The organism is Pseudomonas sp. Eqa60 (assembly GCF_018326405.1).
GTDB classification, from domain to species: domain Bacteria; phylum Pseudomonadota; class Gammaproteobacteria; order Pseudomonadales; family Pseudomonadaceae; genus Aquipseudomonas; species Aquipseudomonas protegens.
Window position 1 is genome coordinate 3,599,605 of the sequence record NZ_AP024342.1, and the last position, 22,755, is coordinate 3,622,359.

The following is a 22,755-nucleotide window of genomic DNA, read 5'->3' on the forward strand; positions in this document are numbered from 1 at the left end:
ACCAAAGGAACTAACGTGGGACTCCAAGCTGTTCACGAGCGACTGATTGTCGCAGTTGTTTTATCCAGCCCCCGCAACTAAGGGCCCGGCCACAAGGCCTATGCACGAAAGTTGTAAAAACTTGTTTTTCAGTGTGACCCGAGTGCTACCTCGGTGCATCAGTACAAATGACCAGCCGAACGGTAAGCCCAACCGACGGCACATCATTTGATTGGGCACACAGAGAGAAGACCCCATGAACGCCCCGCTCCGTATCAACGAAGCACTTTTGATCGCCGACCGCGCATTCCAGCCTTTTCAATGCGTGGCCTGGGCTCCACAGGACGGTAATGGCGAACTCAGCCTGACCGTCATCGACCGCACCAGCACCCGTATTGGCCACACCCAGATTCCCAGCAGTGCCTACTCCGATCCAGCCCAGCTGGAAGACCTGCTCAAACAGGCCCGCGCCGAACTGAGCCAGGACGGTTATACCTTGCAGTCCTGGGCCATGCCCAAGTAAGCGATGCTGTTAACGGATCACCCGAAGGGGTGATCCGTTATTTAAAGCAAACAACTAAGCACCCTATCTATCCTGCCCTCCTCTACAACTTCTACCTTCCGGGTATTAGTTGCTCTTGTCGTTATCCAGCCCGGCTTCCGGTTTCACTTCGAAAGCGCCCCCGTTTTTGCCAAGGTCTTCATGCCCGGCCCATCAAGGGGTCGCTGATGCTGTGTGCTCCGGTTTCCAGGCGCCCGGCGATCCGGCGCAGCCAGCCGCCGTCGCTGCGCAGCGTCAGGTCGTACCAGCCGCCACTGCCCTCGCAGGCAAACACCTGGCGCACCTCGCCCCGGGCCGGTACCGCCAAGGTCCATGGGCCCTGCTGGGTGTAGGGGCAGCGATCGATACTGATGACCACCCCGTGTTCCCCCGGATTGCTCAGGGTCAGTTGCAACTGGCTGTTGCTGGTGGTCACCAGCAGTTCGGGCTGCAGGGTTTTCAGGTCGCCGTGGAAACTGCGGTGAAACCCGTTGGGGCCCAGGACCCAGAGCTGATAGCGCTCCACCACCGGCCAGCTGTCCTGCAGGGCCTTGCCGGCTTCCACGGTATAGCGGCGGGGAATCTCGCTCAGGTGCAGGCCATCGTAGACATGCAATACCGCCCCTTGCTCCCCAGTGTTCTGCAGGCTCAGCGACAAGGTGCGAGCCTTGGGATCGGCCTGGCTGTCCACATGCAGCCGATAGGGCAAGGCCCGGGAAGGCCGGGCCAGGCGCTGCTGCTGCGGCGCCAGTTGCTGGCCGGCCGAGGGCAGCGGTACCGGCAGCAGTTTCTCCTGGCGCTGGCGCAGGCTGTCGGCGGCCTGGCGGGTAGTGGTCTGCAGCGCGGGAAGGGTTTCATGGTTGGGGTCGGCAAAGTTGAACGCCGAGGTCAGGTCGCCGCAGACTGCTCGCCGCCAGGCGCTGATGTTCGGCTCTCGCACGCCAAAGCGTTTCTCGAGAAATTGCAGCACCGAGGTATGGTCGAACACTTGCGAGTTGACCCAGCCACCACGGCTCCAGGGCGACAGCACCAGCATCGGCACTCGCGGCCCCGGCCCGTATACGCCGCCATCGGGCAAGGGTTGCTGGGTCGAGCCCGCCGGGGCCGGGTGGGTGAACAGTTCGCTGTCGAAACCCAGGGTGGACTTGCCGGCAAAGCTGCCGTCCTTGCGCCGCGAAGGCGCCGAGGGCGACGGCATATGGTCGAAGAAGCCGTCGTTTTCATCGTAGGTCACCAGCAGTACCGTCTTGCTCCAGACCTCGGGGTTGCTGGTCAAGGCCAGGAGAATTTCCTGGGTGAACCAGCCGCCCTGCACCGGGCTCGAAGGCCCGGGATGCTCGGAATAGGCTGCCGGCGCGACAATCCAGCTGACCTGGGGCAGCTTGCCGGCCTGCACGTCGTTGCGAAACCCGCCAATGATGGTCTCCAGGTTGCTGCCGCTGCTGGCCGGCAGGGTGTTGCCATTGCCCTTGTACAGCGGCGCCACGGCGTTGAGCCCGTCGCTGTAGGGCACGAAGGCATTGAAATCCTTCGGCGGCTGGGCCGGGTTGCCGACCTGCACGCTGGCGGCCCGGTACTGCCGGAACCCCGCCAGCGGGTTGTCGCCGAAGTTGTCCGGCAGGTGCTGGTACACCTTCCAGCTCACGCCCTGCTCTTCCAGGCGCTCGGGGTAGGTCTTCCAGCTGTAGCCGACATTCACCGGCCCCGGGCCGTCCCATTCGTTGACCACCGCCGCCACCTTGGCTGCGCTCGCGCCATTGCTGCCAGTCCAGAGGAACAGCCGGTTGGGGTTGGTGCCGGCGTGCACCGAGCAGTGGTAGGCGTCACACAGGGTGAAGGTGTTGGCCAGGGCGAACTGGAAAGGCAGTTCCTGCTCGCGGTAGTAGCCCATGGAGGTATTGGTCTTGTAGGTCGGCCAGGCGCTGATACGCCCCTCGCCCCAGGCCGAGTGGGCGTCCGCCCAGGAATGCGGGGTGCCGCTGACGCGCTGGGCGTTGCCCTTGCTGCTGTCCAGGTGATAAGGCATCACCAGCCGGCCCTTGCCCTGTTGCTCCCACACTTCCCGTTGACCGGTCTGGGGGATGGTGAAGCGGTCACTGAAGCCGCGTACCCCGGGAAAGGTGCCGAAGTAGTGGTCGAACGAACGGTTTTCCTGCATCAGGATCACCACGTGCTCGACGTCCTTGATGGTCCCGGTCCGGTTGTTCGCCGGTATCGCCAGGGCCTGGCGGATGGATGCCGGCAATGAGGAAAAGAAAGTACCGATGGCGGCCGCTTGCAAGAGCTTCCTGCGTGTAAGACTGGGCATGGGTTATTGAGTCCTTATGGTTGCAGCGCGATATATAACGCTGCCCCCAAGGTATTGGGCGCAAATAACAATGCAGTGACATTGCCATTGCAGTTGGTTCATGAAGCGTACAACTACCCGGCACTGCCCTACCTTGCCAGTTCGGCAATAACGCATTGCCAGGTAACGCAGGAAGAATATTTCATGAATAAAACACCCGAGTTCAAGAAACGCCCGGTACATTTCGCCGGCGCCTTAACTTTACGCTGGCGAAATGCACTATTGAATGGGCCAGAAAACAGGCTTCGCACATTCCCAGGGCTGTATCCGTTTTACCGGAGAAAGCACAGTGCTATTGAAGGCTATCGGCTACTTCATTGCGCTGGACCCGCAGCGGGTTGAATAGCAGGCGAATGAACTGCGGATCTCGGGCCAGTTTGTAATCTTCACCGACGAAGTATTCTTTGGCGGCCGGGTCATTCTTGCCGATATATAAGATCCAGGCCGTGGTAATACCGGCAAACTCATCTTCCCTGACGCTTCTGACCGGGCTGAAATGGGTGGCGTTATGGGCGGTTGCGCTCCAGCCCGGCACGGCCTTGATCAGCCCGCCCTGCCACAGCCTTGGCCAGGCCCAGGCCGGGACCACTACGTCCGCTGCGCCGGTGAGCACCAGGGTCGGTGTCTTTACCGTGGAGCCAAGGCCGATCGGCCCGGGTTCGATCGGCAGCGAGCCGATATAGCGCAACTGCGGGTCGATGCCCTTCAAGGTCTCTGGCAAGAGGCTTGCCGATAGAATCGATGCGCCTCCTCCCGCCGAATGCCCCGCCACAATGGTGCGCGACAGGTCGACCTTGCCGAACAGTGGCGAGGTCGGGTCCTGGTTGAGCTTGCTCAGTTCCAGGGCGCCGAGCACATGCATGGTGGGGGCGGTGTTGATGAAGTCCGATGAGATGATCACGATGAAGCCGTAGCTCGCCCACAGCCGCAGCAGATCTGTGTACTGCCCCTGGTTGGAAAGAATGCCACCAACAAAGTTGACCACTGGCAACTTGTCCAATTGCTTGATATTGGACGGGTAATAGACACTGGTGGAGATCGGATTGGAGAATCCGTAAGGAAAGGACTGATTGCATTGCAGGCTGTTATCCAACAGCATGATCCGCGCCAATACCCCCAACAACCCACGGCAATCACTCAGAACAGCATTGGTGCTGACTGCATAGGGCCCCGGAGACTTGGCATATTGATCATTGGCCAGCCCAAATGCCGGAACCAGTTGCGAAGCAATAGCCAACTTGCCCCAAATAACCAACATCATGGCCAGGCCGAACTTTGTAGCCAGGTTGCGAATCCACTTCATCGATAATTCCTTTATCTGTCTGCTTTCCCTGCAGGACCGAATACCTGTACCTGGCCATGCTCCCTATATTGCAAATATCTTCAAACTTGCAGTGCACGTCATTCAACTGCAATAGCGCTGAAACATTCTCTGCTTAGTTGCATTGAATACGTTCGCGACCCTAGATCAGGACAAATTCGCAGGTCAATGACTATTTAACATCCGGGCCGTGATAAACCCGGGCTGCAACGCCCGGGGCCGCCCCCTTGGCCTCGGGCATCGCAGCTGGCACCCCGTGGATGGGCGGGCTAGACCAGCCCGCCAAAACGCCGGTAGTAGCTTTCGCCGACATCTGGCAGCGGGCCATCGGCGTTCTCCAGGGCAGTGGCCAGCCATTCTTCGGCCCGGGCCTGGATCAGGCGATAGATGTTGCGACACAACTGGCGCGCCGCGCGGCCTTCCCAATCCCCGGGCAGCAGTTCGTCGGGCAGTTGCGGATCGCGCAGCAGCAGCTTGCGGTACTCATGAATCAGCAGCAGCCGGGCCAGGAAGCAATCCTGGGGCTGCAATTGCTCCTGCTCGCGCAGGGCCTGCCAGAGCGGGCGGAACAGCTGGATGAACTCGCTGTAGTGGGCTGCCAGTTCATCGATGTTCCAGCTTTCCCGCACTTGCAGGCGCAGGGCCCTGGAACCCAGGACGTCCTGGGGCGTGGTCTCGAAGACGATGGTGTCTTCCTGGGCACCAAGCTCCGCCAGGGTGGCGTTGATATCGGCCCGATCAGTGCGCGGGCAGGCCAGCAGTACCGGCGACATGGCGCCGAACCCCTGCCATTCCAGCTCTTCGCGCACCTGCTTGCGCAACTCGACAGACAGTTGCGAGAGCATCACCAGGCACCAGGCGCCGTCCCAGGCCGGTACTCCGGCGCTGTACACACGCTTGAAGGCCTTGTCGAAGCGCCGGCGTCCGGTCAGGGTCAGGCTGTAGTAACTGCGCCGGCCGACCTTTTCAGCGCTCAGCCAGCCCTCTTTGCTCAGGCGGAAGATCGAGGTGCGGATCAAGCGCTCGTTGATCCCCATGGGCTCCAGCAACTGAATCAGGCTGCCCAGCCACACCGTGCCGCCGTGGGGCTCGATGGCATCGCCGTACAGGGTGATGATCAGCGAACTGGCGCGGATCGGAGTCTGCTCCTGGAAACGTTTGATCAGGTGGTTCAGTGGCGCTAGGGACGACATGGATGTACCGGTAAAAAAGGAAGGAATATAGCGGGTTTCAGGCAGCTATAACGCCCGGGCAGGTTCATGGGCGAGCCTTGGGGCGCAGCGCACTGTTGCCGATTCGCGGGCGTCCGGGCTCTGCCTCCCGCAGCGGCTCGCAAGGCCGCATCTGCGCCAGGCAACGCCTGGCCAGCTGTTGGTATTCGCGGGTCCCCGCCTGCTTCCAGGCCAGCTCCGCATCACTGAGCGGGCGGCTGACCCGGGCCGGCGTGCCCATGATCAGCGACTGTGGCGCACACTCGAAGCCGGCCTTGACGAAGGCTGCCGCGGAAACGATGCACCGGGGCGCGATATGCGCGTTGTCCATCACCACCGCATTCATGCCCACCAGGGCGTCTGCGCCAATTCGACAGCCATGCAGGACAGCGCCATGACCTATATGGCCGTTGCGCTCGACCACCGTATCGCTGTCGGGAAAACCATGCATCACACACGTATCCTGCAGGTTTGCCCCCTCCTCCAGAACGATCCGCCCAAAATCGCCCCGCAAGCTGGCCAACGGCCCGACGTAACAATGGGCGCCGACAATCACATCACCAATCAGCACCGCTGAAGGGTGCACATAAGCGCTGGGGTCGACCACCGGGGTCAATCCATCGAGGCTGTAACAGGTCATGGAGAGGTTCCTTGAAGAACACGTCATCTGAAAGCAGGAAATACGATGAACTGCGGATGGCAGTTTGTATCAGATTATTGGCCACGCACAAGACCGGCGCCGCCGCAATCAGCCAGCCTGGCTGCTCCACAAAGACTTGTCAGCCCCGTAATTATCAACGCCTTAGGCAGCCTGGAGGCTTTTGTCGTGAGCCTGGGGTTACAAAAAAAGCTGGACCGACACTCAAAATCAAGACACATTAAATTCAAGTCAATATTGTTTTTATGTATCGCATTGGCGATATACTCGACGAAAACCGGCCAACCAGCCGACCCGACAATCGAGCCGACCACCGGCCACCCCGAGGACATTCACCATGCCTCAACGCCTTGCCTCCACGCCTGTCGGCGGTGTTCGCCTGATCGCCCAGCACAGAGCGCCCCGCCCATGAACTTCACCACCATCCTGTTCTCCATCAGCGAGGGCGTGGCCCTTCTCAGCCTCAACCGCCCCGAACAGCTCAACAGCTTCAACCCGACGATGCACCGCGAGGTTCAGGCAGCCCTGGACCTGGTGCGCAATGACCCGCAGGTGCGGGTCCTGCTGCTGACCGGGGAAGGCCGGGGCTTCTGTGCCGGGCAGGACCTGGGCGAGCGCACCGTGTCACCCGGCGGCGCCGCGCCGGACCTGGGGGCCTCCATCGAAACCTTCTACAACCCCCTGGTGCGGGCCCTGCGGGACCTGCCGCTGCCGGTGATCTGCGCGGTCAACGGGGTGGCCGCCGGGGCCGGGGCCAACCTGCCCCTGGCCTGCGATCTGGTCCTGGCCGCACGCTCGGCAAGCTTTATCCAGGCCTTCTGCAAGCTCGGGCTGGTTCCCGATTCCGGCGGTACCTGGCTGCTGCCGCGCCTGGTGGGCATGGCCCGGGCCAAGGCCCTGGCCCTGCTCGGCAACCGCCTGAGTGCCGAACAGGCCGAGCAGTGGGGCCTGATCTACCAGTGCGTGGATGATGCCCAACTGCGGGACCAGGCCCTGAGCCTGGCCCGGCACCTGGCTACCCAACCCACCTACGGCCTGGGCCTGATCAAGCGCAGCCTCAATGCCAGCCTGCACAACAGCTTCGATGAGCAACTGGACCTGGAGCGCGACCTGCAACGCCTGGCCGGGTGCAGCGACGACTACCGCGAAGGCGTCAGCGCCTTCATGGATAAACGCAGCCCCGTGTTCAAGGGCTGCTGACCACGGCGACTCCAAGGAGGCCCCTGCATGACTGAACATGACGCCATGGAACTGGCCCGGCGCTGCGCCCGGACCCTGTTCGAACGTGACCCGGCAAGCAACGCCCTGGGCATGCGCCTGTTGTCGGTGGCGCCCGGTGCGGCGCGCCTGGGCATGAGCGTGCGGGCCGACATGCTGCAGGGCCACGGCACCTGCCACGGCGGCCTGATCTTCACCCTCGCCGACTCGGCCTTCGCCATTGCCTGCAACAGCCATGACCGGGCCACGGTGGCCCTGGGTTGCAGCATCGAGTACATCGCCCCGGCGCAGTTGGGCGACACCCTGACCGCCGACTGCCATGAACAGAACCGCGGCGGCCGCACCGGCCACTACGCGGTGCGCGTGGAAAACCAGCAGGGCCGGCTCATCGCCCTGCTCCAAGGCAAATCCTACCAAGTGCACGGCCCGGTGCTGACACAGGAGACCTCCCATGAATGACCCACTGCTCATCGATGCCGTCCGTATCCTCATTCGCAGCGCCGGGGCCGCTACGCGCTGTGCACCATGTGCATCGGTGTCGACCCGGGCATCGCGCTGATCAGCGAGCGGCTGCAAGCACAGTAAAAAGACTCCCCCGGGGCTCGCCTGCGCCCCGGGGCATGCACTCAGAGCCCGCCCGCCGGCGGGCTACAAGACAACAACAATTCGAGTGACACCATGAACATGCCGATTGCCGGAACCGTGCCCGACGCGCTGCTGGACCCGATGGAAACCGCCAGCATCGACCACCTGCGCCAGCACCAGCTGGAACGCCTGCGTTGGAGCCTGAACCACGCCTACGACAGGGTCCCGCTGTATCGCCAGCGCTTCGACCAGCTCGGGGTGCACCCCCAGGACATCAAGCGCCTGGAAGACCTGGCGCACCTGCCCTTCACGACCAAGGCCGATCTGCGCGACCACTACCCCTATGGCATGTTCGCCGTGCCCATGGACCAGGTGGTACGCCTGCACGCCTCCAGCGGCACCACCGGCAAGCCCACGGTGGTCGGCTACACCCGCAATGACATCGACACCTGGGCGCAGGTGGTGGCGCGCTCGATCCGCGCCGCCGGCGGCCGGCCCGGGGACAAGGTGCATATTTCCTACGGCTACGGCCTGTTCACCGGCGGCCTGGGGGCGCACTACGGCGCCGAACGCCTGGGCTGCACGGTGATTCCCATGTCCGGCGGCCAGACCGAGAAGCAGGTGCAACTGATCAAAGATTTCCAGCCGGACATCATCATGGTCACCCCCTCCTACATGCTCAACATCGCCGACGAGATCGAGCGCCAGGGCCTGGACCCGCACCAGCTGGCGCTGCGCCTGGGAATCTTCGGTGCCGAACCCTGGACTGACGAACTGCGCAGTGCCATCGAACAGCGCCTGGGCATCACTGCCCTGGACATCTACGGGCTGTCGGAAATCATCGGCCCCGGGGTGGCCATGGAATGCGCGCAGACCCGCGACGGCCCTACCCTCTGGGAGGATCACTTCTACCCGGAAATCATCGACCCGATCACCGGCCAGGTACTGGCCGATGGCGAACTGGGCGAGCTGGTGCTCACCTCCCTGACCAAGGAAGCGCTGCCGATGATCCGCTATCGCACCCGCGACCTGACCCGGCTGTTGCCGGGCACGGCGCGGCCCATGCGGCGCATCGACAAGATCACCGGGCGCAGCGACGACATGCTGATCATCCGCGGGGTCAACGTGTTCCCCACCCAGGTCGAAGAACAGGTGCTGAAGGTCGGGCAACTGGCCCCCTGCTACGAGATCCACCTGTACCGCCACGGCAACCTCGACAGCGTTGATATCCACGTCGAGCTCAAGCCTGAGCACCAGCAACTGGGGGACGAGCAGCAGCGGGCCCTCTGCGGCGATCTCAGCCGCCACATAAAGACCCATATCGGTATCAGCTCGCGTATCGTTTTGCAGCCGGCATTCAGCATCAAGCGCTCCGAAGGCAAGGCCTGCCGAGTAATCGACAAACGCAACCGCTAATCCATCCTTCCTGGAAGCCCCGCTGATGCGGGGCTTTTTTTTGCCTTGGCAAAGGCCCAGGGGCGCAATGCGATACCAAAATCAAACATGACACGTTATTTTATGTTTGATATTAATTTGCGTATCACATATAAACATTCCCATACCCAGCCACACCTTCACACCGGGAGACGCCACATGTACGCACAGCTGGTAGAAACGGGGGTCAAGCGCGTCACGCCACTGGCCGAGATGTCCGAACAGGAACGCAGCTTCCAGCAAAGGATCGACGACGAGATCAAGATCGAAGCCAAGAACTGGATGCCCGAGGCCTACCGCCAGACCCTGATCCGGCAGATCTCCCAGCACGCCCATTCGGAAATCGTCGGCATGCTGCCCGAAGGCAACTGGGTCACCCGTGCCCCGACCTTCAAGCGCAAGCTGCAACTGATGGCCAAGATCCAGGACGAAGCCGGCCACGGCCTGTACCTGTACAGCGCCATGGAAACCCTGGGGGCCGACCGCGACGAAGAAGTGGCCCGGCTGCACAGCGGCAAGGCCAAGTATTCGAGCATCTTCAACTACCCGACCCTGAACTGGGCCGACATGGGCGCCGTCGGCTGGCTGGTGGATGGCGCGGCCATCGTCAACCAGGTGGTGCTGCAACGCACCTCCTACGGCCCCTACTCCCGGGCCATGGTGCGCATCTGCAAGGAAGAGAGCTTCCACCAGCGCCAGGGCTACGAAATCCTCCTGACCATGATGCGCGAGGGCAACCAGGCGCAGCGGGACATGGTCCAGGACGCCATCAACCGTCTCTGGTGGCCGGCCCTGATGATGTTCGGCCCCAGCGACGAACACTCCCCCAACAGTGCCCAGTCCATGGCCTGGAAGATCAAGCGCCAGAGCAACGACGAACTGCGCCAGCGCTTCATCGACCAGACCATCCCGCAACTGGAGTTGCTGGGCTGCACCTGCCCCGACCCGGAGCTTGCGTGGAACGCCGAGCGCGGCCATTACGACTTTGGCGAAATCCAGTGGGAAGAATTCTACGAAGTGCTCAAGGGCAACGGCCCGTGCAACCAGGAACGCCTGGACACCCGCCGCCAGGCCATCGAGGACGGCGCCTGGGTGCGGGCTGCCGCCGTGGCCCACGCCGCCCGGAAGGCCGCTCGCGACGCCGCCTGAGAGCCCGTTCACCCCCGGCCATTGCCCCCAGGGGCAATGGCCCTCCAGCCCTGATGTGGAGTCACTGCAATGTCTGAATGGACCCTCTACGAGGTTTTCGTGCGCAGCAAGCACGGCCTCAACCACAAGCATGTCGGCAGCGTGCACGCCGCCGATGCCCCGATGGCCATGGCCAACGCCCGCGACCTCTACACCCGGCGCAGCGAAGGCGTGAGCCTGTGGGTGGTGCCGTCGGCGCAGATCGTCGCCTCCTCGCCGGACGAAAAGGAGCCGCTGTTCGACCCGGCGGACGACAAGGTCTACCGCCACGCCAGCTTCTACCAGTTGCCCCCCGAAGTCGGACACATGTGAGGCCGGCCATGAACCCTGCAAACGATCTGCTCAACCATCTGCTGCGCCTGGGCGACAGTGCCCTGGTCCAGGGCCAGCGCCTGTGCGAATGGTGCGGTCGGGCCCCGGCCCTGGAAGAAGAACTGGCACTGATGAACGTCGGTCTCGACCTGGTGGGCCAGGCCCGCAACTGGCTGGACTATGCCGCCGAACTGCTGGCGGACGGGCGGGATGCCGACCATCTGGCCTTTCGCCGCGACGAACGCGCCTACCGCAACCTGCTGCTGGTGGAACAACCCAATGGCGACTTCGCGGTGACCATGCTCAAGCAGTTCTTCTACGACGCCTGGCACCTGGAAACCCTTCGTGGCCTGTGCCTGTCCAGCGATCCACGCATCGCCGGGGTCGCCGCCAAGGCGTTCAAGGAAGTCACCTACCACCTGCGTCGCTCCAGCGAATGGGTCGAGCGCCTGGGGGATGGCACCGAGGAAAGCCACCGGCGCATGCTCCAGGCCCTGCCGCGGCTGTGGCGCTTTACCGGGGAACTGATCGCCACCGATCCTGCGGAGAACGCGTTGCACCAGGCCGGGCTGCTGGCAGACCCGGCTCAGGTCGCCACCGCCTGGCAGGACAGGGTCGCCGCGGTGTTCGCCCGGGCCACCCTGCCTGTGCCCGAAGCGCCCAGCCACTTCTACCTGGATGCGCGAAAAGGCCTGCATACCGAACACCTGGGCCTGCTGCTGGCCCAGATGCAATCACTGCCGCGAGCCTATCCCGATGCGGTCTGGTGAGCTGATCGGCAGCGACCTGGGGGCACGCGACCCGTTGCCCGGGGACCTGGACACCGCCTGGGCCACCCTCGACCGGGTCATGGACCCGGAAGTGCCGGTGGTCAGCGTGCTCGACCTGGGCATCGTGCGCCACCTCGACTGGCACCAGGGGCACCTGCAGGTGGCGGTCACCCCGACCTACTCCGGCTGCCCGGCCACCGAGGTGATCGAAAGCGACATCCGCCAGGCCCTGGAGCGCGCCGGCTTCAAGGCACCCAGGCTGCTGCGCCAGCTGACCCCGGCCTGGACCACCGACTGGATCACCGAGCGCGGGCGCCAGCGTCTGCAGGCCTACGGCATTGCACCGCCCTCGGGCAGCAGCAAGCGCAGCCTGCTGGGAGAAACGCCCCAGGTGCTCTGCCCGCAATGCGGCAGCGCCCACAGCGAGCGCCTCAGCGAGTTCGGCTCCACCGCCTGCAAGGCCCTGTATCGCTGCCGTGATTGCCTGGAACCCTTCGACTACTTCAAGTGCATCTGAGCGGCCCGGCGCCGCAGTGGAGAACCACCATGAGCCAGTTCCACCGCCTCACCATCAAGGACCTGCGCAATGAAACCCGCGACGCGGTGTCCATCGCCTTCGAGGTTCCCCCGCACCTGCAGCAGCAGTTCCACTTCACCCAGGGCCAGCACTTGGTGCTGCGCACCGAGCTTGAAGGCGAGGAAGTGCGCCGCTCCTATTCGATCTGCACCGGGGTCAACGACGGTGAACTGCGCATAGCGGTCAAGCGCGTGGCCGGCGGGCGTTTCTCGGCCTTCGCCAATGAACGATTGCAGCCCGGCCACAGCCTGGACGTGATGCCCCCGGCCGGGCGTTTCCATGTGGAGCTGGACCCGGCGCGGCGCGGCCATTACCTGGCGGTGGCGGCCGGCAGCGGCATCACACCGATCCTGTCGATCATCAAGAGCACCCTGCAAACCGAGCCCCACAGCCGGGTCACCCTGCTCTACGGCAACCGCTCCAGCAACTCGGCGCTGTTTCGCGAACAGCTTGAGGACCTGAAGAACCGCTACCTGCAGCGGCTGAACCTGATGTTCGTGTTCAGCCGCGAACGGCAGGACATCGACCTGTACAACGGGCGCATCGACCAGGACAAGTGCCAGCAGCTGTTTTCCCGCTGGCTCGACGTCCAGCAACTGGAGGCCGCGTTCATCTGCGGCCCCCAGGCCATGACCGAAACCGTGCGCGACAGCCTCAAGGCTGCCGGCATGCCGGCCGAGCGCATCCACTTCGAGCTGTTCCACGCCGGCAGCGACGGGCACAAGCGCCAGGCCCGGGAAACCGCCAGCGCCCTGGATGCCCGTCACAGCCGGGTCACCGTCATCAGCGACGGCCGCGCCCTGGCCTTCGACCTGCCGCGCAACAGCCAGAGCATTCTCGACGCCGGCAACGCCCAGGGCGCCGAACTGCCCTACTCGTGCAAGGCCGGAGTCTGCTCCACCTGCAAATGCAAGGTCATCGAAGGCGAAGTGGAAATGGACAGCAACCACGCCCTGGAAGACTACGAAGTCGCGGCCGGCTACGTCCTCTCCTGCCAATCGTTCCCGCTCAGCGACAAGGTGGTACTGGACTTCGACCAGCTCTGACTCCGGCGCTCCCCGCAGCCGCCCGTAGCCGCTGCCGAGCCCCAGCGAAGCTGCGAAAGGCCGCGCAGCGCCTTCACGTGCCACCAACAACAAAAACAAGAGAACGCGCCATGACCCCACAACAGATCGCCCGCATCACCCGCCATCCGGACTTCATCCAACTGGTGCGGAGCAAGCAGCGCCTCTACTGGTCGCTGACCCTGATCATGCTCCTGGCCTACTACGGCTTCGTACTGCTGGTGGCTTTCCACCCCGGGCTGCTGGGGCGCTCGTTGGCCGGCGGAGCCACCAGCGTCGGCATGCCGGTGGGCGTGGCTATGATCGGCCTGGCCTTTGCCCTCACCGGCTTCTACGTCTACCGCAGCAACCGCCTGCTGGACCCGCTGAACGACAAGCTCAAGCGCGAGTGCCAGCCATGAAGCGCCTGCTCGCTCTATTCCTGCTGCCCTGCCTGCTGGCCACCGACCTGGCCCTGGCGGCCGACACGCCGGCGCGGCCATTGAACTGGAACGCCATCGGCATGTTCCTGGTGTTTGTCCTGATGACCCTCGGCATCACCCGCTGGGTCGCCCGGCGCACCCGCTCCGCCAGCGACTTCTATACCGCCGGTGGCGGCATGAGCGGCATGCAGAATGGCCTGGCGATCGCCGGCGACATGATTTCCGCGGCGTCCTTCCTCGGCATCTCGGCAATGATGTTCCTCAATGGCTACGACGGTCTGTTGTACGCCCTGGGGGTGCTGGCCGGCTGGCCGATCATCCTGTTCCTGATCGCCGAACGCCTGCGCAACCTGGGCAAGTACACCTTCGCCGACGTGGTGTCCTATCGCCTGGCCCAGACGCCGGTGCGCCTGACCTCGGCCTTCGGCACCCTGAGCGTGGCGCTGATGTACCTGGTGGCGCAGATGGTCGGCGCCGGCAAGCTGATCGAGCTGCTGTTCGGCATCAGCTACCTCTATGCGGTGATGCTGGTGGGCCTGCTGATGGTCTGCTACGTGACCTTCGGCGGCATGCTGGCCACCACCTGGGTACAGATCATCAAGGCGCTGATGCTGCTCTCGGGCACCAGCTTCATGGCCTTCATGGTGCTCAAGCACTTCGGCTTCAGCAGCGAAGCGCTGTTCGCCCAGGCCAGCGCGGTGCACGCCAAGGGCAGCGCGATCATGGCCCCGGGTGGGTTGCTGTCGAACCCCATCGATGCCATTTCCCTGGGGCTGGGCATGATGTTCGGCACCGCCGGCCTGCCGCACATCCTCATGCGCTTCTTCACCGTCAGCGATGCCCGGGAAGCGCGCAAGAGCGTGTTCTACGCCACCGGTTTCATCGGCTACTTCTACCTGCTGCTGATCATTGTCGGCTTCGGCGCCATCGTCATGGTCGGTACCGAGCCCCAGTACCGCGAAGCCGGCGGCGCGATCATCGGCGGCGCCAACATGGTTGCCGTGCACCTGGCCCAGGCGGTGGGCGGCAACCTGTTCCTGGGCTTCATCTCGGCCGTGGCCTTCGCCACCATCCTGGCGGTGGTGGCCGGGCTGGCGCTGTCCGGCGCCTCGGCGGTCTCCCACGACCTGTACGCCTGCGTGCTGCGCAAGGGCAAGGCCAGCACCCGGCAGGAAATGCGCGTCTCGCGGATCGCCACCCTGTGCATCGGGGTGCTGGCGGTGCTGCTGGGGCTGTTGTTCGAATCGCAGAACATTGCCTTTCTCTCGGGGCTGGTGCTGGCCATCGCCGCTTCGGTGAATTTCCCGGTGCTGTTTCTTTCCATGTTCTGGAAAGGCCTCACCACTCGCGGCGCGGTGGGCGGCAGCCTGGCTGGCCTGGTCTCGGCGATTGTGCTGCTGATGCTCAGCCCGGCGGTCTGGGTCAATGTGCTGCATCACCCCCAGGCGCTGTTTCCCTATGCCAACCCGGCGCTGTTTTCCATGAGCCTGGCGTTCTTCTGTGCCTGGGCCTTCTCCGTCAGCGACCGCTCGCCCCGGGCCGAACTGGAGCGCGGGCGCTACCTGGCGCAGTTCATCCGTTCCATGACCGGCATTGGCGCATCCGGCGCCACTCATCACTGACCCCATCCATGAGCGCGGGCTGCCGCGCTCGAACCCGGTTCACCCTCTGGAGGAATCCCCATGCCACAGGCTCCTACCCTGCAAAGCTTCATCGCCGGCCGCTGGTTCGGCCAGCATCCGGCCCAGTCACTGCGCAGCGCCATCGATGGGCATGAAGTGGCGCACACCCACGAGGAGGCCCCGGACTTCGCCGAGGCCCTGGCCTTTGGTCGCCATCAGGGCGGCAAGGCCTTGCTGGCCCTGGATTTCCAGCAGCGGGCCCAGCGCCTCAAGGCCCTGGCGCTGTATCTGAGCGAGCGCAAGGAGCAGCTCTATGCCCTGTCCCATCACAGCGGCGCGACGCGGGCCGACAGCTGGATCGATATCGAGGGCGGCAACAGCACCCTGTTCAGCTACGCCGGCCTCGGCGCCCGGGAACTACCGTCGGGCAACCTGTTGCACGAAGGCCCGGCGCAATCCCTGAGCAAACTCGGCAGCTTTGCCGGCAGCCACATCCTGGTGCCCCGGGGTGGCGTGGCGGTGCACATCAATGCCTTCAACTTTCCGATCTGGGGCATGCTGGAAAAATTCGCCCCGTGCTTCCTCGCCGGCATGCCCTGCATCGTCAAGCCGGCCAGCGCCACCAGTTACCTGACCGAGGCCGCGGTGCGGCTGATGCATGAATCCGGGCTGCTGCCCGAAGGCAGCCTGCAACTGGTGATAGGTGGCACCGGCGACCTGTTGGATCACCTGCAAGGCCAGGACCTGGTGACCTTCACCGGCTCTGCCAGCACTGCCGGCAAGCTGCGGGCCAACCCCAACCTGATCCGCCACTCGGTGCCGTTCAATGCCGAGGCCGACTCGCTGAACTGCGCGATCCTGGCCCCGGACGTAAGCCCGGACGATGAGGAGTTCGAGCTGTTCATCAAGGAGGTGGCCCGGGAAATGACGGTCAAGGCCGGACAGAAATGCACCGCCATCCGCCGTGCCATCGTCCCCGCCAAGCAGCTGGATGCGGTGGCCACAAAATTGCGTGAACGCCTGTCAAAGGTGGTGGTGGGCGACCCGGCGGTGGAAGGCGTGCGCATGGGCGCCCTGGCCTCCCATGAACAGCAGCGGGACGTGGCCGAGCGCCTGCAAAGCCTGCTGCACAGCAGCGACCTGCTGTTCGGCGCCCGGGACGGCTTCGAGCCCCGAGGCGCAAACGTCAGCCAGGGCGCGTTCTTCGCCCCGACCCTGTTGCTGGCGCGCGATCCCATGGCCGAGGGCGGCGCCCACGATATCGAGGCCTTTGGCCCGGTCAGCACCCTGATGGCCTATGACGACCTGGACCAGGCACTGGAGCTGGCCTCTCGCGGCAAGGGCAGCCTGGTGGCCAGCCTGGTCACCAAGAGCCCGGCCATTGCCGCCCAGGTCATTCCCCGGGCTGCGGCCTGGCACGGTCGCTTGCTGGTGCTGGACCGCCACTGTGCTGGCGAATCCACCGGCCACGGCTCGCCCCTGCCACAGCTCAAGCATGGCGGCCCGGGCCGCGCCGGGGGTGGCGAAGAGCTGGGGGGCCTGCGGGCGGTCAAGCATTACCTGCAACGGGCGGCGATCCAGGGCTCGCCAAGCATGCTGACGGCGGTAACCGGTGAGTACGTGCGCGGTGCCCAGGTGATCGAAACCGAGGTCCACCCCTTCCGCCGGCACTTCCAGGACCTGCGGATCGGCGAATTCCTGCTGACCCACCGGCGCACCGTGACCGAGGCCGACCTGGTGAACTTCGGCTGCCTGTCCGGGGACCACTTCTACATGCATTTCGACGACATTGCCGCCAAGGCGTCGCAGTTCGGCAAGCGCATCGCCCATGGCTATTTCGTGCTGTCGGCGGCGGCCGGGCTGTTCGTTTCCCCGGGCCCCGGCCCGGTGCTGGCCAACTACGGCCTGGACACCCTGCGCTTCATCACCCCGGTGGGCATTGGCGACACCCTGCAGGCGCGCCTGACCTGCAAGCGCAAGATCGACCAGGGCAAGCTCAGCCCCCAGGGCACGCCGCAAGGAGTGGTGGCCTGGGATGTGGAAGTCAGCAACCAGCTGGGCGAGGTGGTGGCCAGCTACGACATCCTGACCCTGGTGGCCAAGCGTACTGAGTGAAACCGTTGAAGGCTGCGCAAGGCTCGAGGCCCTCTTCGCCGGCAAGCCGGCTCCTACAACAGTTTTGCGCCGCCAGCTCCCCGTAGGAGCTGGCTTGCCAGCGAAGGCGCTGTTGAAGGCTGCGCAGGGCTCAAGGGCCTCTTCGTCGGCAAGCCGGTTCCTACGGAAGGTTGTGCACTGGCGGCCGCTGGGGCGCTGGCGAAGTTTGTCGCAAAAGATTTCATCAATTCTTGATTCTCAATCCGCCATGGGGCAAGTTGCGCGCTTCTCACTACAAGGAGCCGCCAATGTCCGGTTCAATGGCCCAGGCGTTCGCCCACAATTTTCTCGGCCAATCACCCCGCTGGTACAAGGCAAGCATTGTCGCGTTCCTGTTGCTCAACCCTCTGCTGTTCTTCGCTGTCAGCCCGGCCGCCGCCGGCTGGTGCCTGGTGATCGAATTCATCTTCACCCTGGCCATGGCCCTCAAGTGCTACCCCTTGATGCCCGGCGGCCTGCTGCTGGTACAGGCACTGGTGCTGGGCATGACCACGCCCCAGGCGCTGTATGACGAGCTGGTGCACAACTTCCCGGTGATCCTGCTGCTGATGTTCATGGTGGCCGGCATCTATTTCATGAAGGAGTTGCTGCTCTACCTGTTCTCCCGGCTGCTGCTGGGGGTGCGCTCCAAGGCGCTGCTGGGCCTGCTGTTCTGCTTTCTCTCGGCCTTCCTCTCGGCCTTTCTCGACGCCCTGACCGTCACCGCGGTGATCATCAGCGCCGCGGTAGGCTTCTATTCGGTGTATCACCGGGTGGCGTCCGGCAATGACCCGCGCCAGGACAGCGCCTTCGCCGACGACCAACAGTTGCCTGCCCTGCATCATGACGACCTGGAGCAGTTCCGCGCCTTCCTGCGCAGCCTGCTGATGCATGGCGCCGTGGGCACCGCCCTGGGCGGTGTGTGCACCCTGGTGGGGGAACCGCAGAACCTGCTGATCGGCCATGAAATGGGCTGGCACTTCGCCGATTTCTTCAGCAAGGTGGCACCGGTTTCGATGCCGGTCCTGGCGGCTGGCCTGGTGACCTGCGTACTGCTGGAGAAGCTGCGCTGGTTCGGCTACGGCACCCTGCTGCCGGACAACGTGCGCCAGGTGCTGGCCAACTACGCCGCCGAGGACGATGCCCAGCGCACCTCGCGCCAGCGCGCGGCCCTGCTGGTGCAGGGGCTGGCGGCACTGATCCTGATCGTCGCCCTGGCCCTGCATGTGGCCGAGGTCGGGCTGATCGGCCTGCTGGTGATCGTACTGATCACCGCCTTTACCGGGATCACCGACGAGCACCGCCTGGGCAACGCGTTCAAGGAGGCCATGCCTTTCACCGCCCTGCTGGTGGTGTTCTTTGCGGTGGTGGCGGTGATTCACCAGCAGCAGCTGTTCACCCCGCTGATCCAGTGGGTGCTGGCGCTGCCGGCGGACCAGCAGCCGGGCATGCTGTTCATTGCCAATGGCCTGCTCTCGGCCATCAGCGACAACGTGTTCGTGGCCACCATCTACATCACCGAAGTGAAACAGGCCTTCATCTCCGGGCAGATGAGCCGCGAGCACTTCGAAACCCTGGCGATCGCCATCAATACCGGTACCAACCTGCCGAGCGTGGCCACGCCCAACGGCCAAGCGGCCTTCCTGTTCCTGCTGACCTCGGCGATTGCGCCGCTGGTACGCCTGTCCTACGGACGGATGGTGTGGATGGCCCTGCCCTACACCGTGGTGATGGGGCTGCTGGGCTGGTACGCGGTGAGCTACTGGTTGTAACCGCTGCTTGGGGCGCCCCGGGACTGCAGATGGGGCGCAATGGGTGCAGGACTGGGGGCCGTGGCCCGGCGCGATGCCGGGCCACGGCCCTCAACGCATGAGGATATAGCGCTCGATGGCTTCGGCGGCGCCGTCTTCCAGGTTGCTGCCGGTGATCACATCAGCCTGGCGCTTGACCTGTTCTTCCGCCTGGCCCATGGCAATCGACAGGCCGGCACGCTGGAACATCGCCGGGTCGTTGCCGCCATCGCCCAGGGCCGCGGTGCGCTCCAGCGGCACCCCCAGGTATTCGGCCAGGGTCACCAGGGCCTGCCCCTTGTCCGCCTGCAAGGCAGTGAGATCGAGGAACCTGGGTTGGGAACGGGACGCCTGGGCCTGCCCTGCAGTGGCGGCCTGCAGGCGGGCCTCCAACTGCACCAGCAAGCGGTGATCGCTGCTGGCGGCGACGATCTTGTCGATGCGCGGCAGGTATTCCTCGAAGCTGTCCACCACCTTGGGGGCGTAACCCAGCGCCTGGCGCTCCAGGGGCATCAGGGCACCGTCCAGGTTGCGCAGCAGCCATTCGTTGTCGGCAAACACCCAGGTCTCGACCTGTGGGCAGGGTTCGAACAGCAGCAAGGCGGTGACCGCCGCTTCCACCGGAACATGGTGACGAGCCAGGAAACTGCCATCGGGCTTGACGATACTGCCGCCGTTGAAGCCGGCAGTGGGCAGGTCGACGCCCAGGGCCTCGATCTGCTGCAGCATGGCCCGCGGCGGCCGTCCGGTGGCCAGGCTGAAGGCCACCCCGGCCTCGCGCAGCGCACGGACCGCATCCAGGGTGCGGGGGCTGAGGCTGTGGTCGGGGCGCAACAGGGTGCCGTCCATGTCACTGAGGAGGAACTCGATAGGCCGCGCCTGCACGCCACTCACCCCAGAGGTCGCCATACGCGGCCATCCCGGGCCAGCAGTTCATCCCCGGCTGCCGGGCCATCCACGCCCGCCGGGTAGCTCTGCAAGCTGGCGTCCTGTTGCCAGGCATCGAGGAAGGGTTGCACCGCGCGCCAGCCGTTCTCGATGTTGTCGGCGCGCTGGAACAGGGTCTGGTCGCCGATCAGACAGTCGTAGATCAGGGTTTCGTAGCCGGTGGAGGGCTGCATCTCGAAAAAGTCGCGGTAGGCAAAACCCAGCTCGATGTTGGCCATGTCCAGGCTCGGCCCGGGCTTTTTCGCCAGCAGGTCGAACCACATGCCTTCGTTGGGCTGGATCTGGATCCGCAGGTAAGTCGGCAACAGGCGCTCGACCTCGGTATCGCGGAACTGTGCATAGGGCGCCGGCTTGAAGCAGATGACGATCTCGGTGTCGCGCACACTCATGCGCTTGCCGGTGCGCAGGTAGAACGGCACCCCGACCCAGCGCCAGTTGTCGATCATCACCTTCAGCGCAACGTAGGTTTCGGTGCTGCTGTCCGGCGCCACGTTGGCTTCCTCGCGGTAGCCCGCCAGGGCCTTGCCGGCCACTTCACCGGCGCTGTACTGGCCGCGCACCGAGTTGGCCCGGGCCTCTTCCACGGACCAGGGGCGGATAGCCCCCACCACCTTGGCCTTTTCGCCACGTACTGCATCGGCGCCAAAGGCTGCGGGCGGCTCCATGGCCACCATCGCCAGCAGCTGGAACAGGTGGTTGGGCACCATGTCCCGCAGGGCACCGGTGTGTTCATAAAAGCTGCCACGGGTTTCCACGCCGACGGTTTCCGCCGCGGTGATCTGCACGTGGTCGATGTAATGGTTGTTCCAGAATGCCTCGAACAGGCTGTTGGAAAAACGGCTGACCAGGATGTTCTGGACCGTTTCCTTGCCCAGGTAATGGTCGATGCGATAGATCTGCTTCTCGCTCATGACCCTGAGCAGGCAGCCGTTGAGGGCTTCGGCGGTCTGCAGGTCGGAGCCGAAGGGTTTTTCGATCACCACCCGGCGAAAAGCCTGCGGCCCCTCCTCCAGCAACCCGGCACTGCCCAGGCGGCGCACCACTTCACTGAAGAAGCGCGGTGCGGTGGCCAGGTAGAACACCGCGTTGCCGGTGCCGCTGGCAGCAATCCGCGCCGCCAGTTCGGCATAGGTGGAGTCGTCGAGAAAATCGCCCTGGACATAGCTGATGCCCCGGGTCAGGCGGGCCCAGACGGCGGCATCCACCGCCGCCCCCTGGCCTTGCTTGTTGAGCACTTCATCGCGAAGGAAGTCTTCCAGCAGGGTGGCGAACTCGGCGTCGCTCACCGCGTTGTGGTCAACGCCGACAATCCGCAGACCCTCATCCAGCAAACCGTCGCGGCTGAGGTTGTACAGCGCCGGCATCAGCAGGCGCTTGACCAGATCACCGCGGGCGCCGAACAGGAACAGCGTGGTCGGCGGCGCCGGCAACGCCTTGGACTTCTTTCGCGTGGTGGTCATTTTTTCCCGGTCTCCACATGGCCGCCAAAGCCGAAGCGCATGGCCGACAGCAGCTTGTCACCGTAGGTGCCCTGGCCGCGGGAGCGGTAGCGGGAGAACAGCGAGTTGGACAGCACCGGCACCGGCACCGATTGCTCCATGGCCGCTTCGATGGTCCAGCGCCCTTCGCCACTGTCGGCCACCGAGCCGGAGAAGCCGTCGAGCTTCGGATCGCCCGCCAGGGCATCGGCGGTCAGGTCCAGCAGCCAGGAGGAGACCACGCTGCCACGGCGCCAGACTTCGGCGATATCGGCAACATTGAGGTCGAAGCGCTGGTCTTCCGGAAGGCTTTCCGAGGCCTTGGTCTTGAGGATGTCGAAGCCCTCGGCGAAAGCCTGCATCATGCCGTACTCGATGCCGTTGTGGATCATCTTGACGAAGTGCCCGGAGCCGGCCGGGCCGGCGTGGATGTAGCCGCGTTCGGCACGGTCGTCATCGGCGACCCGGTCCTTGGTCCGCGGGATGGTGCCCATGCCGGGCGCCAGGGCAGCGAACAGCGGGTCCAGGCGCAGCACTTCGGCGGCGTCGCCGCCGATCATCATGCAATAGCCACGCTCCAGGCCCCAGACGCCACCGGAGGTGCCGACATCGATGTACTTCAGGCCCTTTTGCGCCAGGTCGCGGGCGCGGCGGATGTCGTCTTTATAGTAGGTGTTGCCACCGTCGATGATCACATCGCCCGGCTCCAGCAACTGGCTGAGGGTGTCGATGGTGTCTTCGGTGGGTGCGCCCGCGGGCAGCATGACCCAGACCGCCCGGGGCTTTTCCAGGCCCGCCACCAGGGCCGGCAGGTCGGCGACGCCCTTGGCGCCTTCAGCGGCCAGGGCGCTGACGAAGTCGGTGTTGCGGTCAAAGACTACGGTCTCGTGCCCATTGAGCATCAGGCGCCGTGCAATGTTGCCGCCCATGCGGCCCAGTCCAATAATCCCCAGTTGCATGTGCTGATGCTCCTACTGCAAAAATTCTGATCAAAAAAAGTTATAGCCCAGTGGGCCGGGGCAAAATCCCGAGGGGCGCAACTATACAAGGCAAGAAGCCCCAAGACAGCGCAATCTTCAGACAGATTCCGAGTTTTTACCCCCGACGGCGCGAATTACCCATCGACCGGCCCCAGCCAATTCCCCTGACGGGCAGCA

The 22,755-nt window shown here is 64.4% G+C and carries 20 protein-coding genes; 13 read left to right on the top strand and 7 right to left on the bottom strand.

What is annotated here, in order from left to right; translation table 11 throughout:
- The first annotated feature begins 235 nt into the window (after positions 1–235).
- A complete protein-coding gene (locus tag KI242_RS16400; protein ID WP_015635695.1) occupies positions 236–502 on the top strand; it encodes a hypothetical protein in 267 nt (88 codons plus the stop codon).
- Positions 503–680: 178 nt separating this feature from the next.
- On the opposite strand, the gene KI242_RS16405 is transcribed toward KI242_RS16400, so the two are convergent.
- The 4 genes from KI242_RS16405 to paaY form a co-directional block, all read right to left on the bottom strand.
- Positions 681–2,828 (bottom strand): phospholipase C, phosphocholine-specific, encoded by a 2,148-nt coding sequence (locus KI242_RS16405; RefSeq protein ID WP_011061413.1) that lies wholly within the window; start codon positions 2,826–2,828, stop codon positions 681–683.
- Positions 2,829–3,159: 331 nt separating this feature from the next.
- A complete protein-coding gene (locus tag KI242_RS16410; protein WP_225368807.1) occupies positions 3,160–4,128 on the bottom strand; it encodes an adenylate cyclase in 969 nt (322 codons plus the stop codon).
- Positions 4,129–4,457: 329 nt separating this feature from the next.
- Positions 4,458–5,381, bottom strand: coding sequence for a phenylacetic acid degradation operon negative regulatory protein PaaX (gene paaX, locus KI242_RS16415; RefSeq protein WP_053151759.1), 924 nt, complete (start codon positions 5,379–5,381; stop codon positions 4,458–4,460).
- A 64-nt stretch (positions 5,382–5,445) separates the two neighbouring features.
- Positions 5,446–6,039: a phenylacetic acid degradation protein PaaY gene (paaY, locus tag KI242_RS16420; RefSeq protein WP_015635697.1), complete on the bottom strand. Its 594-nt coding sequence runs from the start codon at positions 6,037–6,039 to the stop codon at positions 5,446–5,448.
- Positions 6,040–6,465: 426 nt separating this feature from the next.
- On the opposite strand from paaY, the gene paaG reads away from it, so the two are divergent.
- From paaG to nhaB, 12 genes are all read left to right on the top strand, one after another.
- On the top strand, positions 6,466–7,257 hold the full coding sequence (paaG, locus tag KI242_RS16425; RefSeq protein ID WP_123430734.1) for a 2-(1,2-epoxy-1,2-dihydrophenyl)acetyl-CoA isomerase PaaG: 792 nt from the start codon (positions 6,466–6,468) through the stop codon (positions 7,255–7,257).
- Positions 7,258–7,284: 27 nt separating this feature from the next.
- Positions 7,285–7,734: a hydroxyphenylacetyl-CoA thioesterase PaaI gene (gene paaI, locus KI242_RS16430; protein ID WP_011061418.1), complete on the top strand. Its 450-nt coding sequence runs from the start codon at positions 7,285–7,287 to the stop codon at positions 7,732–7,734.
- A gap of 219 nt (positions 7,735–7,953) precedes the next feature.
- On the top strand, positions 7,954–9,276 hold the full coding sequence (gene paaK / locus KI242_RS16435; protein ID WP_011061419.1) for a phenylacetate--CoA ligase PaaK: 1,323 nt from the start codon (positions 7,954–7,956) through the stop codon (positions 9,274–9,276).
- A gap of 177 nt (positions 9,277–9,453) precedes the next feature.
- Positions 9,454–10,443, top strand: a complete 990-nt coding sequence (gene paaA / locus KI242_RS16440; RefSeq protein ID WP_011061420.1) for a 1,2-phenylacetyl-CoA epoxidase subunit PaaA — start codon at positions 9,454–9,456, stop codon at positions 10,441–10,443.
- Positions 10,444–10,512: 69 nt separating this feature from the next.
- Entirely contained in the window at positions 10,513–10,794 is a 282-nt protein-coding gene (gene paaB, locus KI242_RS16445; RefSeq protein WP_011061421.1) for a 1,2-phenylacetyl-CoA epoxidase subunit PaaB, read from the top strand.
- 8 nt (positions 10,795–10,802) lie between these two features.
- Complete coding sequence (gene paaC, locus KI242_RS16450) at positions 10,803–11,564, top strand: 1,2-phenylacetyl-CoA epoxidase subunit PaaC (RefSeq protein WP_011061422.1); 762 nt, start codon at positions 10,803–10,805, stop codon at positions 11,562–11,564.
- A complete protein-coding gene (gene paaD / locus KI242_RS16455; RefSeq protein WP_011061423.1) occupies positions 11,551–12,081 on the top strand; it encodes a 1,2-phenylacetyl-CoA epoxidase subunit PaaD in 531 nt (176 codons plus the stop codon). Before paaC ends, paaD begins: the two co-directional genes overlap by 14 nt.
- Positions 12,082–12,110: 29 nt before the next feature.
- The gene (gene paaE / locus KI242_RS16460; RefSeq protein WP_103290159.1) at positions 12,111–13,187 is read left to right on the top strand and encodes a 1,2-phenylacetyl-CoA epoxidase subunit PaaE; all 1,077 of its coding nucleotides are present in this window, start codon (positions 12,111–12,113) and stop codon (positions 13,185–13,187) included.
- A 110-nt stretch (positions 13,188–13,297) separates the two neighbouring features.
- Positions 13,298–13,606: a DUF485 domain-containing protein gene (locus KI242_RS16465; protein ID WP_152686228.1), complete on the top strand. Its 309-nt coding sequence runs from the start codon at positions 13,298–13,300 to the stop codon at positions 13,604–13,606.
- A complete protein-coding gene (locus tag KI242_RS16470; RefSeq protein ID WP_212805345.1) occupies positions 13,603–15,249 on the top strand; it encodes a cation acetate symporter in 1,647 nt (548 codons plus the stop codon). Before KI242_RS16465 ends, KI242_RS16470 begins: the two co-directional genes overlap by 4 nt.
- 60 nt (positions 15,250–15,309) lie before the next feature.
- A complete protein-coding gene (paaZ, locus tag KI242_RS16475; protein WP_053158675.1) occupies positions 15,310–17,364 on the top strand; it encodes a phenylacetic acid degradation bifunctional protein PaaZ in 2,055 nt (684 codons plus the stop codon).
- Positions 17,365–17,651: 287 nt separating this feature from the next.
- Positions 17,652–19,154 (top strand): sodium/proton antiporter NhaB, encoded by a 1,503-nt coding sequence (gene nhaB, locus KI242_RS16480; RefSeq protein ID WP_015635705.1) that lies wholly within the window; start codon positions 17,652–17,654, stop codon positions 19,152–19,154.
- A 90-nt stretch (positions 19,155–19,244) separates the two neighbouring features.
- Here nhaB and KI242_RS16485 read toward each other — a convergent pair whose 3' ends face one another.
- From KI242_RS16485 to gnd, 3 genes are read right to left on the bottom strand one after another with little or no spacing between them, the layout of a single operon-like run.
- Positions 19,245–20,081, bottom strand: a complete 837-nt coding sequence (locus tag KI242_RS16485; RefSeq protein ID WP_053158678.1) for an HAD family hydrolase — start codon at positions 20,079–20,081, stop codon at positions 19,245–19,247.
- Complete coding sequence (zwf, locus tag KI242_RS16490; protein WP_053158681.1) at positions 20,063–21,580, bottom strand: glucose-6-phosphate dehydrogenase; 1,518 nt, start codon at positions 21,578–21,580, stop codon at positions 20,063–20,065. Before zwf ends, KI242_RS16485 begins: the two co-directional genes overlap by 19 nt.
- Positions 21,577–22,557, bottom strand: coding sequence for a phosphogluconate dehydrogenase (NAD(+)-dependent, decarboxylating) (gnd, locus tag KI242_RS16495; RefSeq protein ID WP_015635708.1), 981 nt, complete (start codon positions 22,555–22,557; stop codon positions 21,577–21,579). Before gnd ends, zwf begins: the two co-directional genes overlap by 4 nt.
- Between the last annotated feature and the right edge of the window lie 198 nt (positions 22,558–22,755).

What these genes read in the sequence shown, in the direction of transcription:
- paaY (WP_015635697.1), bottom strand. Translation starts at nt 6,039, where the DNA reads ATGACCTGTTACAGCCTCGATGGATTGACCCCGGTGGTCGACCCCAGC.
- paaD (WP_011061423.1), top strand. Translation starts at nt 11,551, where the DNA reads ATGCGGTCTGGTGAGCTGATCGGCAGCGACCTGGGGGCACGCGACCCG.
- gnd (WP_015635708.1), bottom strand. Translation starts at nt 22,557, where the DNA reads ATGCAACTGGGGATTATTGGACTGGGCCGCATGGGCGGCAACATTGCA.
- KI242_RS16470 (WP_212805345.1), top strand. Translation starts at nt 13,603, where the DNA reads ATGAAGCGCCTGCTCGCTCTATTCCTGCTGCCCTGCCTGCTGGCCACC.
- KI242_RS16405 (WP_011061413.1), bottom strand. Translation starts at nt 2,828, where the DNA reads ATGCCCAGTCTTACACGCAGGAAGCTCTTGCAAGCGGCCGCCATCGGT.
- paaA (WP_011061420.1), top strand. Translation starts at nt 9,454, where the DNA reads ATGTACGCACAGCTGGTAGAAACGGGGGTCAAGCGCGTCACGCCACTG.
- KI242_RS16410 (WP_225368807.1), bottom strand. Translation starts at nt 4,128, where the DNA reads ATGATGTTGGTTATTTGGGGCAAGTTGGCTATTGCTTCGCAACTGGTT.
- paaZ (WP_053158675.1), top strand. Translation starts at nt 15,310, where the DNA reads ATGCCACAGGCTCCTACCCTGCAAAGCTTCATCGCCGGCCGCTGGTTC.
- KI242_RS16485 (WP_053158678.1), bottom strand. Translation starts at nt 20,081, where the DNA reads ATGGCGACCTCTGGGGTGAGTGGCGTGCAGGCGCGGCCTATCGAGTTC.
- paaK (WP_011061419.1), top strand. Translation starts at nt 7,954, where the DNA reads ATGAACATGCCGATTGCCGGAACCGTGCCCGACGCGCTGCTGGACCCG.
- paaB (WP_011061421.1), top strand. Translation starts at nt 10,513, where the DNA reads ATGTCTGAATGGACCCTCTACGAGGTTTTCGTGCGCAGCAAGCACGGC.
- paaG (WP_123430734.1), top strand. Translation starts at nt 6,466, where the DNA reads ATGAACTTCACCACCATCCTGTTCTCCATCAGCGAGGGCGTGGCCCTT.
- nhaB (WP_015635705.1), top strand. Translation starts at nt 17,652, where the DNA reads ATGTCCGGTTCAATGGCCCAGGCGTTCGCCCACAATTTTCTCGGCCAA.
- KI242_RS16465 (WP_152686228.1), top strand. Translation starts at nt 13,298, where the DNA reads ATGACCCCACAACAGATCGCCCGCATCACCCGCCATCCGGACTTCATC.
- paaC (WP_011061422.1), top strand. Translation starts at nt 10,803, where the DNA reads ATGAACCCTGCAAACGATCTGCTCAACCATCTGCTGCGCCTGGGCGAC.
- paaE (WP_103290159.1), top strand. Translation starts at nt 12,111, where the DNA reads ATGAGCCAGTTCCACCGCCTCACCATCAAGGACCTGCGCAATGAAACC.
- paaI (WP_011061418.1), top strand. Translation starts at nt 7,285, where the DNA reads ATGACTGAACATGACGCCATGGAACTGGCCCGGCGCTGCGCCCGGACC.
- paaX (WP_053151759.1), bottom strand. Translation starts at nt 5,381, where the DNA reads ATGTCGTCCCTAGCGCCACTGAACCACCTGATCAAACGTTTCCAGGAG.
- zwf (WP_053158681.1), bottom strand. Translation starts at nt 21,580, where the DNA reads ATGACCACCACGCGAAAGAAGTCCAAGGCGTTGCCGGCGCCGCCGACC.
- KI242_RS16400 (WP_015635695.1), top strand. Translation starts at nt 236, where the DNA reads ATGAACGCCCCGCTCCGTATCAACGAAGCACTTTTGATCGCCGACCGC.